Origin of the sequence: Actinoplanes aureus, from assembly GCF_015704865.1 — a bacterium.
Taxonomy (GTDB): domain Bacteria; phylum Actinomycetota; class Actinomycetes; order Mycobacteriales; family Micromonosporaceae; genus Actinoplanes; species Actinoplanes aureus.
Genome location: NZ_JADQTO010000027.1, coordinates 104407 through 117702, shown reverse-complemented (window position 1 = coordinate 117702; position 13296 = coordinate 104407). Strand labels below are relative to the sequence as shown.

The 13296-nt window shown below is 72.4% G+C and carries 11 protein-coding genes; 5 read left to right on the top strand and 6 right to left on the bottom strand.

What is annotated here, in order from left to right:
• Positions 1-244 precede the first annotated feature (244 nt).
• The 3 genes from cobO to I4J89_RS39215 are packed head-to-tail and all read left to right on the top strand — an operon-like array spanning position 245 to position 2636.
• On the top strand, positions 245-844 hold the full coding sequence (gene cobO, locus I4J89_RS39225; RefSeq protein WP_196419265.1) for a cob(I)yrinic acid a,c-diamide adenosyltransferase: 600 nt from the start codon (positions 245-247) through the stop codon (positions 842-844).
• Positions 838-2238, top strand: coding sequence for a cobyrinic acid a,c-diamide synthase CobB (locus I4J89_RS39220; RefSeq protein WP_196419264.1), 1401 nt, complete (start codon positions 838-840; stop codon positions 2236-2238). The genes cobO and I4J89_RS39220 overlap by 7 nt, the downstream gene beginning before the upstream one ends.
• Before the next feature lie 44 nt (positions 2239-2282).
• The gene (locus tag I4J89_RS39215; RefSeq protein ID WP_309238670.1) at positions 2283-2636 is read left to right on the top strand and encodes a cobalamin biosynthesis protein; all 354 of its coding nucleotides are present in this window, start codon (positions 2283-2285) and stop codon (positions 2634-2636) included.
• A 178-nt stretch (positions 2637-2814) separates the two neighbouring features.
• Here I4J89_RS39215 and I4J89_RS39210 read toward each other — a convergent pair whose 3' ends face one another.
• Together I4J89_RS39210 and I4J89_RS39205 are read right to left on the bottom strand one after the other, a co-directional pair.
• Positions 2815-4293, bottom strand: a complete 1479-nt coding sequence (locus tag I4J89_RS39210; protein ID WP_196419262.1) for a glutamate-cysteine ligase family protein — start codon at positions 4291-4293, stop codon at positions 2815-2817.
• Positions 4294-4494: 201 nt separating this feature from the next.
• Positions 4495-5016 (bottom strand): hypothetical protein, encoded by a 522-nt coding sequence (locus I4J89_RS39205; protein ID WP_196419261.1) that lies wholly within the window; start codon positions 5014-5016, stop codon positions 4495-4497.
• A gap of 1526 nt (positions 5017-6542) precedes the next feature.
• Between I4J89_RS39205 and I4J89_RS39200 the strand changes: the two genes are divergently transcribed.
• Entirely contained in the window at positions 6543-7595 is a 1053-nt protein-coding gene (locus I4J89_RS39200) for a hypothetical protein (protein WP_196419260.1), read from the top strand.
• Positions 7596-7720: 125 nt separating this feature from the next.
• Positions 7721-8860 carry a SigB/SigF/SigG family RNA polymerase sigma factor gene (locus I4J89_RS39195; RefSeq protein ID WP_196419259.1) on the top strand — a complete coding sequence of 380 codons (1140 nt, stop codon included), beginning with the start codon at positions 7721-7723 and terminating at the stop codon, positions 8858-8860.
• A gap of 11 nt (positions 8861-8871) precedes the next feature.
• Here I4J89_RS39195 and I4J89_RS39190 read toward each other — a convergent pair whose 3' ends face one another.
• From I4J89_RS39190 to I4J89_RS39175, 4 genes are read right to left on the bottom strand one after another with little or no spacing between them, the layout of a single operon-like run.
• On the bottom strand, positions 8872-9597 hold the full coding sequence (locus tag I4J89_RS39190) for an ATP-binding protein (RefSeq protein ID WP_196419258.1): 726 nt from the start codon (positions 9595-9597) through the stop codon (positions 8872-8874).
• A gap of 53 nt (positions 9598-9650) precedes the next feature.
• Positions 9651-11489 carry a CheR family methyltransferase gene (locus tag I4J89_RS39185; RefSeq protein WP_196419257.1) on the bottom strand — a complete coding sequence of 613 codons (1839 nt, stop codon included), beginning with the start codon at positions 11487-11489 and terminating at the stop codon, positions 9651-9653.
• A gap of 11 nt (positions 11490-11500) precedes the next feature.
• Positions 11501-12547, bottom strand: a complete 1047-nt coding sequence (locus I4J89_RS39180) for a chemotaxis protein CheB (RefSeq protein ID WP_196419256.1) — start codon at positions 12545-12547, stop codon at positions 11501-11503.
• Complete coding sequence (locus I4J89_RS39175) at positions 12544-13284, bottom strand: ATP-binding protein (RefSeq protein ID WP_196419255.1); 741 nt, start codon at positions 13282-13284, stop codon at positions 12544-12546. The genes I4J89_RS39180 and I4J89_RS39175 overlap by 4 nt, the downstream gene beginning before the upstream one ends.
• Positions 13285-13296: the final 12 nt, after the last annotated feature.

Here is a 13296-nt window from a genome sequence, read left to right as displayed (position 1 = left end):
GAGATCTTGGGTGAGTAGCACGCTGGACCGCCCAATCGTCCAAGATCACCACCCCGCCGCGTCGACCCGCAGATCTTGGGCGGCGGAAGTGGAAGCGGCGCGAGCGGTGGCGGGGTGCGGGTGATCGTGGGGCCGCGGAGTCCGGGCGCGAAACGGCCGGGGTGGGCGGCGTGCTGAGCGGCGGCGCCGGAGGTGGCGGGCGGTCGGCGGGATGGACGGCTATGCGTACTGGAAAGGTGGAGAGATGCCGCAAGGGAAAGTGACTGCCGTTCCCGATGACGGGCTGACGACGCGGCAGCGTCGGCGGCAGGCGGTGCTGGCGGTGCACACCGGGCCGGGCAAGGGGAAGTCCACGGCCGCGTTCGGGATGGCGTTGCGGGCGTGGAGCGCGGGGTGGCCGATCGGCGTCTTTCAGTTCGTGAAGTCGCAGAAGTGGAAGGTCGGCGAGGAGGCCGCGCTCAAGGCTCTCGGTAACGCCGGCGGGGCGCCGGTTACCTGGCACAAGATGGGTGAGGGCTGGTCGTGGATCCAGCGGGCGGGGACTGAGCGGGATCACGCTGCTGAGGCTGCCGAGGGCTGGGCGCAGATCAAGCGGGATCTGGCGGCCGAGGCCTACCGGTTCTACGTGCTGGACGAGTTCACCTATCCGATTAAGTGGGGGTGGGTGGACGTCGAGGACGTGATCGAGACGCTGGGAGGGCGGCCGGGAACGCAGCATGTGGTGATCACCGGGCGGGACGCGCATCCGGATCTGGTCGCGGCGGCTGACCTGGTCACCGAGATGACGAAGATCAAGCATCCGATGGACGCCGGGCGCAAGGGGCAGCAGGGCATCGAATGGTAGCCAGGGTGGTGATCGCGGCGCCGGCCAGTGGGCACGGGAAGACGACCGTCGCGACCGGGCTGCTGGCGGCGTTCGCGCGGCGCGGGGTGCCGGTGGCGCCGTTCAAGGTGGGGCCGGACTACATCGACCCGGGCTATCACGCGCTCGCCGCCGGGCGGCCGGGGCGCAACCTCGACCCGGTGCTGGTGGGGGAGGACCTGATCGGGCCGCTCTTCGCGCACGGGTCGGCCGGGACCGAGCTGGCGATCGTCGAAGGGGTGATGGGCCTCTACGACGGGCGTACCGGGGCGGGCGATACCGGGTCCACGGCACAGGTCGCGGAGCTTCTGCGGGCGCCGGTGATCCTGGTGGTGGACGCGGCCGCGCAGGGGCGGTCGATCGCCGCCCTGGTGCACGGTTTCCGCAGCTTCGGTACGGTCCGGCTGGCCGGGGTGATCCTCAACCGGGTCGGTTCGGCCCGGCACGAGCAGATCCTGCGGGACGCCTGCGAGGAGGTGGGCACGCCGGTGCTGGGCGCGTTGCGCCGCGCCGACGCGGTGGCGGCGCCGTCCCGGCACCTCGGCCTCGTCCCGGCGGCCGAGCGCCGCGCCGAAGCGCTGGCATCGGTGGACGCGCTCGCCACGCTGATCGCGGGCTCGGTCGACCTGGAGGCGGTGGCCGCGGTCGCACGTTCGGCGCCGCCGCTGGCGGCGAGCCCGTGGACACCCCAAGCCGCGGAGCCGGTCGCTGATGGCCCGGTGGTCGCGCTTGCCGGTGGTCCGGCTTTCTCTTTCGCGTACGCGGAAACGGCCGAACTTCTCGCCGGGGCGGGGGCGACGGTCGTGACCGTTGACCCGCTGCACGACGAGGCGCTGCCGGCCGGTGCCCGCGCGCTGGTCGTCGGCGGCGGCTTCCCGGAGGTGTACGCGGCCGAGCTCTCCGCCAACGAGCCACTGCGCCGGTCGGTGGCGGCCCTCGCGGCGTCCGGCGGCCCGATCGCCGCCGAGTGCGCCGGGCTGCTCTGGTTGTGCCGGTCCCTGGACGGTGCTCCGATGTGCGGGGTGATCGAGGCGGACGCGGCGATGACGCCCACCCTGACGCTGGGTTACCGGGACGCGGTCGCACTCACCGACAGCCCGCTCGCCGCGGCCGGCACCCGGGTGACCGGGCACGAGTTCCACCGGACCTCGGTGCATCCCCGTTCCGGCCTGCTGCTGTCGCCGGCGGCCGGTGCGGCGTGGGCCTGGCGGGGCGCCGACCCGGAGGGGTTCGCGACGGGGTCGGTGCACGCGTCCTACCTGCATCTGCACTGGGCCGGGCATCGCGGGCTGGCCGAGCGCCTGGTCCGGGCCGCGGCCGGCCGACCTGTCCGGCCCAACGTGGGTGCTGTCTGGCGGCCGTTGAGACAGCATTGAGGTTGGGCCAAGCAAGGGGTGTGAGCCGGGGTTCGGTCGTGGGGGTGGGCGCACGGGCGGGGACGGCGGGTGAGCGGCTGGCCGGGGCGATCCGCGCTGTGCTGGCGGGCGCGGGGATCGCGGTGGGCGAGGTGGCTGTGCTGGCGACCCTGGACCGGCGGGCGGCGGAGGACGGTGTGCGGGCCGTGGCCGCGGAAGCGGGGTGGCGGCTGGTCGGCTATCCGGCGGCGGTGCTGGCCGGGCAGCCGGTACCCGGGGCGAATCCGGTGGTGGCGGCCGCGGTGGGTACACCGAGCGTGGCGGAGGCGGCGGCCCTGCTGGCGGCGGGACCCGGTGCGGTGCTGGTCGTGCCCAAGCGGGTGTGTGACGGGGTGACGGTCGCGGTCGCGCGCGGCTGAACCGGGCGGCGTGACCACCTGCCCGGTCCCGGCGGCCGCGTCGGGGCGCGGGACCGGGCAGGTGATCGCGCGGTGGTCCGGGGACGGCCCGCGTTTTTGGGACGGTCGCTGCGCGTACCGGAAAAGGTGCGTGCGGGTGGAATGCCTGACGCGACCTTCCGTGCTTGCCGGCGCCGTCCTAGGTGGCTACCGGCCATTCGTGGACCGGGATGTTCTCGTGCATGAGCGGGAGGTAGCGGCGCAGCATCTCGTGCAGCGCCTGCTGCCGGTCGTGTCCCTGCGCCTCCAGGGCGTGCAGGGTGTCCACCTGCCAGGACGCGCCGTTGCGATGCAGCAGGCAGCGCTGCTCGATGATGCCGAGCAGCCGGTCCCGCTGGGTGGGCGAGACGCCCCACTCGTCCAGGCCCGCCGCCGCCTGCGGTAGCAGCCGGCGCAGCACCAGCTCGGTGACCGGGAGGGTGCCGTGCCCGGGCCAGAACACGCTGGCGTCGATGCCGTGCCGGGCGCAGTTGTGGAAGTTCTCCTCGGCGGCCTGGAAGCTCATCTGGGTCCAGATCGGCCGGTCGGCCTCGGCGAGCGTGCGGACCAGGCCGTAGTAGAACGCCGCGTTGGCGATGGTGTCGGCGACCGTCGGGCCGGCCGGCAGCACCCGGTTCTCCACCCGCAGGTGCGGGCGGCCGTTGACCACCGCGTAGATCGGCCGGTTCCATCGGTAGACCGTGCCGTTGTGCAGCCGCAACTCGCTGAGCTCGGGGATCTCGCCGCGTTCCAGGATGTCCGCCGGGTCGTCGCCGTCGCAGATCGGCAGCAGCGCGGGGAAGTACCGCACGTTCTCCTCGAACAGGTCGAACACGCTGGTGATCCAGCGTTCGCCGAACCACACCCGCGGGCGTACGCCCTGCGCCTGGATCTCCTCGGACCGGGTGTCGGTGGCCTGCTCGAAGAGCGGGATCCGGGTCTCCCGCCACAGTTCCCGGCCGAGCAGCAGCGGTGAGTTCGCGCCGAGCGCCAGCTGTATGCCGGCGATCACCTGGGCGGCGTTCCAGTACGCGGCGAACTGCGCCGGGCTCACCTGCAGGTGGAACTGGGTGCTGGTGCAGGCCGCCTCCGGCGCGATGGTGTCCGTGGTGACCGCCAGCCGGTCCACCCCGTCGATGCGGATGTCCAGGTCCTCGCCGCGGGCCGCGAAGATCTGCTCGTTGAGCAGCTGGTAGCGGGGGTTCGTGGTGAGCGCGTCGCCGGTGAGGTGCTCGCGGCGCAGCGTCGGCAGGATGCCGATCGTCACCATGTGCGTCCCGGCCGCCCGGGCGTGCCGCTCCGCCTGGTTCAGGCTGGCCCGCAGGCTGCGCTCCAGCTCGGCGAAGTCGTCACCGGCGAGCCGCCGCGGAGGCAGATTGATCTCGATGTTGAACTGTCCCAGCTCGGTCTGGAAGTCCGGATCAGCGATCGATTTCAGCACCTCGACGTTGCGCATCGCCGGATCGGCGTGCTCGTCGATCAGATTGAGCTCGATCTCCATGCCGGTCAGCGGCCGCTCGAACTCGAAGCGGGCCTCCCGCAGCATGGTCGCGAACACGTCCAGGCTGCGCCGGATCTTCTGCCGGTACCGGGTCCGGTCCTCCCGGCTGAATTCGGTCTGGTCGACTTTCTCGCCCACCGCGCACCACCTTTCGAGCCGTCAGTGACGCCAGGAGAGCGCGCGAGGCGTTCCCCCGGCCTCATGATGACGGCTGTCTATTGCGGTTCCCATCTCGGCGAGCGTCCATTCTCGCCTGGCGGCCAACGGGCCTCCGCTGGTTGCGCGTTCGCATGCGTGCGGCATGGACGGCCCGTTACCCGCCGGGGCGTCGTTCTACGCTTACCGCAGCCAGGCCGCCAGCACCGCGCCCAGGATGGTCACGCCGAGCCCGGCCTGGAGCAGCAGGGCCGGACCCAGGTGGGACCACTGGGTGGGGATGCGCGGTGTCAGCGGTTGCATGGTGGTCAGGTTCACCACCTGGAGCAGCTTCACCGGCAGGGTGTGGTCGGCCTGCGGCTGGGTGCGGACCTGCACGAGATCGCCGCGGTGCAGCGCGGACTGCGGCAGCTGCCCGTGCATCTCGATCTCGTACGTCTGCCCGAGGTCGTCGCGCAGCCGGACCGGGGTCACCAGGAACTCCGGACCTTTACGGAGTTCCTTGAGGGTGCGCCGGACCGGTCGCATCCGCAGCAGTGCGGCGATGATCTGCGCGATGCCGGCCGACACGAAGACGAAGAGGGCCAGGGGCCGGCCGATCCGGATCTCGCGGGTGTACGAGGCCTGATAGCCGAGGAACCGGCCGGTGATGATCGGACTGACGTGCCGGAGGATCCGCTCGCGGTGCAGTTCGGTGTCGTCCATGGGGGGTCACCTCCTGGATGTCCTTTCAATGCTACGGAGAGAACATGCTTCAGCACCGTGAGTGAATTCCGACCCCGATCCTCTCCTGCATACCCGTTGTCCCGGGCGGCCGTGGCGGATCGTCATGAATACCCACTGATCTGTGCAAAGCCGCCCTGCGGGAACGCCGCGCGAGGTGAACTTGACGACGGGGCCGGGGATTGGGGGCGATGGCAGTGGCGGCGACTGACGCATACGTCAAACCGGAGAGCGTGCTGGCGCGTACGGCACGGGACATGGTGGAGGCGCACGGCGGTGGCCTCGGCCCGCACGACGGTCTGACCGAATGCCCGGCCTGTGGGGAACCGCTGCCCTGCCGCATTGCCCTGTCCGCCGCCGAGGTGCTGGAAGCGGCCGGGATGGCTGAGGCGTCCGGGTTGATCGCGGCGGCTCGTGCGGCGTACGTGCCGCCGGTCCGGGAGGAGCCGGAGAGGGCGGCTTCGGGTGACCGGCTCGCGCCTTCCTCGCCGGCGGGTGGCCTGATGCCGTCCGGAGCCGGGGCTCCCTGGGAGGCGAATGGGTCGATTCCGCCGCTGCCGGCTGCTGGAGTGTCGTCGCCGGAAGCCGCGATTCCGCCCTGGGTGGTGCCGGAGGAGCCGTCGCCGGGTGCCGCGGTCCCGCCCTGGGTCGTGCCGGATGAACCGTTGCCGGGTACTGGTGTGCCCTTGCCGGATGCCGCGATCGCGCCCTGGGTGGTGCCTGAGGAGCCGTCGCCGGATGCGGGGGTGCCGTGGGGGTCCGCGGAATCCGGGGGTGGGTCGCCGGCGCCGCCTCGGGGTGCTCACTCGTGGCCGCCGGTGGCTGCTGAGCCGCCCGTTTCCGAGGAGGGTGGGGCGGAGGCCGGTCGGTGGCCGCCGCCGGTTGCCGGGACCGCGATGGCCGGTGGATCGTGGCCGCCGCTGGGTGGAGAGGGGAGTCCGGGTACGCCTGGCGTGCCGCAAGCTTCCATCCCGCCTGCCGCGGCTTTCCCCCTGCCGGGAGTCGACAGGCCGCCGGTGGCTCCTGTCGTGTCTGGGGCCGATATGCCGTTCGCGGCTTTCGTGCAGGAGCCGGCGTTCCCGGGCGCTGTGGCGCCGCCGGCCGCCGTTCGGCCCGATAGCGGGCAGTGGACGGAAGTGCAGCCGCCCTGGCCGCCGGCCGGCGGTGGTTCTGCGCAGCCCGGCCAGGTGGCAGGGGGTAGCGCGCAGGTCGGACCGGGGGTGGTCGGCGTTTCGCAGCCCGGATCCGCTGCGGGCGGGGGTCCCGCCCACGCCGAGCCGGCGCAGAGTGGCCCGGTACCGCCTGGTTTCGGGCAGGATGGTCCGGCGCAGCCTGGTTTCGCGCAGGATGGTCCGGCGCAGCCTGGTTTCGGGCAGGAGGGTCCGGCGCAGGCGGGGATTGCGCAGGCCGTTCCGGCGCCGGCGGATGCTGGGCTGGCTGATGTCGCGCAAGGCGGACCGGCGCAGCGGCCGGGAGCGGAGCAGGTTGCTCCGGGCGGCGTCTCGCCGGTGATCGCCGGTGCGTCGCCGGCCGCTTCCGCTTCCGCTTTCGGGCCGTCGGGTGCCGGTGTGCCGCAGGGCCGGCCGGGCGAGGTGGCCGCGCCCGCGGTTGACGATCCCGATGACTTGATGCGGCAGCCGCCGCCCTACAGCCAGCAGAACAGCCCGCTGGACGCGCCACGGTTCACCCGGTCCGCCCGTCCGGCGGCCGGCGGCGGACCGGTCCGCGCCACCGAGATCATCATGGGTACGCCGCCACAGCCGCCCGCCGGGACGCCGCAGAGTACCCCGGCCGCCGAGCCGGCAGAACCCACCTCGTTCCTTCCGTCCGCGGCCGCTCTGGTCCAGGCCGCGGAGGACTCGCAGCGTCCGCTGCTTGCCCCCGAAACGGCCCTGCCGGGTCCGGCCGGTCAGCAGCCCGCCTCCCGGTCCCCGTTGCAGGCACCCGACATGGGTCAGCAATCCGGCCCGGCGGGTCAGCAGCCGGCCACCAGGTCGCCGTTGCAGGCTCCCGACATGGGCCAGCAGTCCGGCCCGGCGGGTCAGCAGCCGGCCTCCCGGTCCCCGTTGCAGGCCCCCGACATGGGCCAGCACAACCAGGCGGCTCAGGCCGGCCCGGGACAGCCGGCCCGTCCGGTCTCGCAGGCGCCGGATCTGGGTCAGCAGAACGCCGCCCGGCCCGGTCTGCGGGCTCCCGACATGGGCCAGCAGAATCCGGGGCAGCCGGCCCGGCCACGGTTGCAGGCTCCGGACATGGGCCAGCACAACCCCGGCGGCCCGCAACAGGCGGCCCCGCAGCGCCCGCCGCTACAGGCACCGGACATGGGCCAGCACAACCCGGCCAGCCCACCGCCCGGCCCCCCGCAGCCTGGCCTTCAGCAACCCGGCAGTCAGCCACCGGCGGACGGCGCGCCGTCGGACGAGGGTCAGCAGCCGTCCGGGCTGCCCGGCCGTGCCGGCGCCCAGGTCCGCCCGGAGCCGGCGGTGGCGGCTCCGGAGGCTCCGGAGGATCCGTCGTCGGCGCCGAGCGGTCTTCCGCCGCGCCGGAACCGGCAGGGGTGACGATGAGAAGCGCTCGGTCGGTTGACGATGTTTGGGTGGGTGGTAGCCCGGGCAGTAGCGTCCCGTTAAGGGGACGTGCGCCCGCGCGGCGGGTTCCCCGCGTACCGGTGCCGGAAAGGGATGCGATGCCCGCACGGAACCACGCCGGCGAACAGGCCGAGAACGCCCTCGAGGATCTCGACGCTGCCGCTCTCGCGTACGCCGAACGCCGTTCCGGCGCCTCCCCGGTACAACTCGAGTCGCTGCGTGAGGACCTGCTCCGCTACTGCCTGCCCTTCGCCGCGCGGCTGGCCCGCCGGTACCGCGGCCGCGGCGAGTACCTCGAGGATCTCGAGCAGGTGGCCCGGCTCGGCCTGGTCAAGGCCGTCGACCGGTACGACCCGGAGCGGGGTTCGTTCACCGCCTACGCGGTCATCACGATCTCCGGCGAGTTGAAGCGGCACTTCCGGGACCGTACCTGGGGCGTGCACGTGCCGCGCCGGGTGCAGGACCTCAGCCTGGAGGTCGGGCACGCCTCGATGGTGCTGACCAGCGCGCTCGCGCGTACCCCGACGACCGGTGAGCTCGCGGAGCAGCTGGGGGTGAGCGAATCGGCCGTGCTGGAGGCGGTCGAGTCGGCCGCCGGCTACGCGCCGGCCTCGCTGAACGCGCCGGTTGCCGGGGACGGCGCCCAGGAGTTCGGTGACCTGCTCGGTGACGTCGACGACGAGCTGGAGGCGGTGACCGACAAGCTCACCGTCGCCGAGCTGCTGCTGCGCCTGCCGTCGCGGGAGCGCCGGATGCTGGCGATGCGGTTCTACGGCAACCGCACCCAGGCGGAGATCGCGGCCGAGCTGGGCATCTCGCAGATGCACGTTTCCCGGCTGCTCAGCCGGGCCCTGGCCTGGTTGCGTGAGGCGATGCTCAGTGACGTGCCGCCGCGCTGGGAGGGCGGGGAGGCCCGGGCCGGGCATCCCGGCATGCAGGTGTCGGTGGAACGGGACGGCGCCGCGCTCACCGTACGGGTGCGCGGCGAGGTGGACCGGGACACCGCGGAGCGGCTGCGGATCGGACTGCGGCACGCGATCGGCACGCCCGGGGTCGTCTCGGTGATCGTGGACCTCTCCGGGGTGCCGCTGATCGACGCGGCGGGTGTCGGAGTGCTGCTGGACGCGGCGCAGGCGGCGGCCGCGGCGAACGCCGGCATCAGCGTGAGCGGGGCTCAGCCGTACGTCGCCCGGATCTTGGCCGTCTCCGGCCTGGCAGGCGTGCTGCGCCGCTGCTGACTCCGCCGCGTTCAGCGGCGCAAGGCCGCCCACATCACCTTGCCGCCTTCCGATGGCAGGCAACCCCAGGAGTCCGCGAGGGCGTCCACGAGCAGGAGCCCGCGCCCGCTCGTACTCTCCGGGGCGGGCGTTCGCAGGGGAGGTGGCTGCACGGAGGAGCCGTCCCGGACCGCGAGGTTCAGTTGGCGTGGGCGCAACGAGATCCGCAGGGTCATCATCGTGTTGGCGTGATCGATGACGTTGCCGACGAACTCGGTGACGATCAGGCTGGCCGGGGCGACCAGACCGGGCAGATCCCACCCCAGGCAGGCGTCGGTGACGACGTCCCGGGCATGCCGGGTGGACCCGCTGATCGGAAGCAGTTCCTCGCGTACCGTGGGCACGGTCCGGCGGCCGTCGGTGATGTGGCGCCGTGCCGCGGCCATGCCGGAGAACAGCGGCAACTGCCGGTAGGCGCCGGTGAGCAGAAGGTCCCGGGTCGCCGGGGGCGGGCCGCAGAGCAGCACCGGTGTGCCCGGCCAGCTGGCGGCCTGCCGGAGCACCGTCGTGAAGACCGCCAGCGCGAGCGGCTGGTCGACGTGCAGCTCGCTGAGATCGATCAAGAGTGCCTCGGGCTGCTCGGTCAGGCACTTGAACATCTGCGCGCGCAGCGATGCGACATCGCTGAGCTGAAGCCGGCCGGACACCACAAGGGCCAGGCGGGCGTCGTCGCCGCGGACCCTGCACCGGACCGTCATCGCACCGCCTCCCCGATCTGTCGCCGCTTACCCCGCGCCCGTGGCGGCAAACGTCAGGCGGTCTCCATCACGACGATTACTCCGTCACCGATCCGCGGTACGCCGTCGCGGCTCCGGAGCGGAGTGCAGGCGACACGTACCGTCACGGCCCGCCCGCGCCGGTTCACGGCGTCCAGCCGGATCTCCGCGGACTCCCCGTCCGCACCCAGCGCCCCGCGCAGCAGCGGCCGGACCCGGTCGACCGGCAGACCGATGTCGAGGTTGAGCAGATGATGGCCGATCACCTCGCCGGACCGCAGTCCCCACAGGTCCTCGGCGTGCCGGTTCCACATCCGGACCCGCAGATCCGGGTCCACCACGGCGACGCCCGCCTGCAGGCTGGTCAGCACCGTCTCCAGGAAGACCTTGGCCTCGTCCAGCTGGCCGGTGCTGATCCGCAGCTGGTCGTTGATGCTCTGCAGCTCGTCGTTGGTGGACTGGAGTTCCTCGTTCATGGTCTCCAGTTCCTCGTTGGTGGACTGGAGTTCCTCGTTCGTCGTCTCCAGTTCCTCGACCGTGGACTGGAGTTCCTCGTTCGTCGTCTCCAGTTCCTCGTTCGTGGACTGAAGCTCCTCGTACGCCGCCTCCAGCTGCTGGTTGGCGTGTTCCAGGTCGTCCTGGAGCCGGCGGGACGCGGTGACGTCGTGGAAGATCAGGTTCACCCCGAGGAGGCTGCCGTCGGCGCCGGTCAGCGGGCTGATCTGCACGTCGAGGTAGCTGACATCGGTGCCGCGGTGGTACTCGACGTCGCTGACCCGCAGACCGCGGCGCTCCAGCTGGGCCTGCTCGATGTAGCGGCGTAGCTCAACCGGACGGTAGGAGAGATCGAGATCGCGGAACGGCCGTCCGGTGTCGCGTGACGACACCCCGAACATCTTCTCCAGCTGCCGGTTGGAGAGGGCGACCAGGCCGTCGGAGGTGAGCGCGAGCTGGGCCAGCGGACTGGCCGAGAAGACCTCGGTGCGCAGCTCGTCGAGACCGGTGACTGGGCTTCCCGCGTTCGGCGGCGGATCGGCGAAGGCGACGCCGGGCGGGGCGTACAGGCGGGGAACCCGCCGGAAGACGCGGCGCTTGAGGTCGATCGGTGTGAACAGGCTGGCGTGGCTGAGCAGCATCTCCGCCTTGCCGAGGAACAGCACGCCGGACTCGGCGAGGGCGAAGTGAAACCGGCTGAGGATCTTCGTCTGGGTCTCGGCGTTGAAGTACATCAGCGTGTTGCGGCAGGTGAGCAGGTCGATCCGGGAGATCGGGGCGTCCTGCACCAGGTCGTTGCGGCCGAAGATGACCGAGCGGCGCAGGTCCTTGCGGAACGTGTAGCGGCCGTTCACCGGCTCGAAGTACCTCTCGACCAGCGCGGACGGCACGTTCTGCACCTCGCGCTCGCCGTACGTCGCCTGGCGGGCCTCGTTGAGCTGTTCCTCGTCCACGTCGGTCGCGTAGATCTTGACGCGTTCCTTGAACTGCTCGGCGCCGAGCACCTCGGCCAGCGCCATGGCCAGCGTGTAGGCCTCCTCACCGGAGGCGCATCCGGCGGACCAGACCCGGATCATCGACTCGGCCGGCTTGGCCGCCACCATCGGTTCGAGCACCTCGGCGCGCAGGTACTCCCAGGCGTCGGCGTCCCGGAAGAACGCCGTCACATTGATCAGGATGGTGTTGAACAGGGCGGTGAACTCGTCCGGGTGCACCTGGAGGTGGTCGAGGTACTCCGGGTAGGCGGTCGTGCCGATCTGGCTCATCCGGCGATTGACCCGGCGCATGAGGCTGGACCGCTTGTACCCGGTGAAGTCGAAGCCGCGCGACTCCTTCAGGTAGAGAAGCAGCGCTTCGAAGTGCGGGTCAATCTCTTGCACGACTGGGAACGCTACCGTACGTCACGCCCGGTGGGGCGCCACGAATTGGCGGATTCCTCCGGCGACGCGGTGGAACCGAGGCGGGCGATCAGCTGGCGGAGGGTCGCGCCGGCGGACTCGGCGTCCTCGGCCATGGCGCGGAACTGCGTACCGGCGGCCGACGTGGCTCGCCTGGCCGCCAGCCGCCGGCTCAGTGTGGCCTTCTCCTCGAGCGCCCGCAGCGCCTGCCACAGGGCGCTCTCGAGCGTCGCCGCCTGCTCGTCGAGGAGGCTCTCCGGTGACCAGGCGTGCCCGACCCGGCAGCGGAATCGCGGGATCGGCTTCTCGTGGATCAGGAAGAGACTTCCGCCGCAGTCCGGGCAGCCGTATCCAGCGGGGGCGGAGAACTCGTCGGTGTCGACCGGCCTCAGCTCGGCGATCGCCACCTCGGCGCTGAGCAGCGGATCGGTTTCGAGCGCGGGCACGGCCGGCAGCGCGGCCGCGGTGATCGCGGCGAGCAGGCCGCCCAGCCCGGCGGCGGGCACGATGTGATCGGGCTTGACCTGATCCACCGCGGCCCTGGGCATCCAGGGATAGATGGCGTCCTCGGGATCCTGTACGACCGTGGCTCCGCCGGCGGCGGCGATGGCGGCCAGCCCGGCCGCGCCGTCGTCGCGCGACCCGGAGAGGACGACGCCGATCGCGCGGCGCCCGGCCACCCGGGCGACCGAGCGGAACAGCGGGTCGACCGCGGGCCGGTGCCCGTTCTCGGCCGGGCCCCGGCTCAGCCGGAGGTGCCCGTCGATCAGGAGCAGATGATGGTCGCCCGGAGCCACGTAGATCCGGCCGCCGACCAGCGGGTCGCCGTCCTGGGCGGTGGCGGCCGGCAGCGGCCCGCTGCGGGACAGGATGCCGGCCAGCGCACTCGGTGCGCTCCGGGGGACGTGCAGCACGACGAGCAGCGAACCCGGATAGTCGGCCGGCAGCCCGGCCACCAGGGCCCGCAGAGCCTCCACGCCACCTGCCGAGGCGCCGATCGCTACGAGGTCGCGATGCTCTTGCGGTGACGAGTCGGTCACGCCGGGGCTCCAGTCGTGAGCTGGGTCCACACCACCTTACCGTCGGTCACGGGTAGCACCCCCCAGGCGTCGGTCAGATCGCGCACCAGTCGTAACCCGCGCCCGCCGGCGTCGGTCACCGCGGGGTCGAGCGGCCGTGGCAACCGGCGGCTGCCGTCACGTACCGCCATGGTCAGGCGGCCGTCGCGGAGTCCCAGGGTGAACTCCATGGTGGTGTGGGCGTGCCGGACCACGTTCGCGACGAGCTCGGTGGCGACCAGCGTGGCGGTCGTCGTGACGTCGTTGCGCTGCCAGGTGGCGCAGGCCTGGCTGACCAGTTGCCGGACCTGGCGGCAGGCCTCCGGAACCGGCCGTAATCGCACCCGGAGGCCCGGCTCACGCGGCTCGGCGTCCGCCTCGGCGAGCGCCCGGGAGCAGTCCGCCGCGAACTCCAGGCCGGCGCAGTCGGGTGTGGTGGCGAGCGCCCGCTGGGTGGCGGGGTCCGCGCCGCAGACCACGATCGGCACCGCCGGGAACTCCGCCGTCTGGCAGACGACGGAGCCCAGCGTGGCCAGGGCGCGCGGATCGCCGATCCGGAGCCGGGCGACGTCCAGCAGCAGTTTCACCGGTTGCACGGCGAGGCTGCGGCGGACCGCGGCGCCGAGTGCGTCCCCGGTGACCCGGTCAAGGGTGCCGCTGATCGCCAGCACGGCCACGGGCAGATCCCGTTTCGGCCGGCAGACGAGCTGGCTGGGCATGCCGCTCCCTCC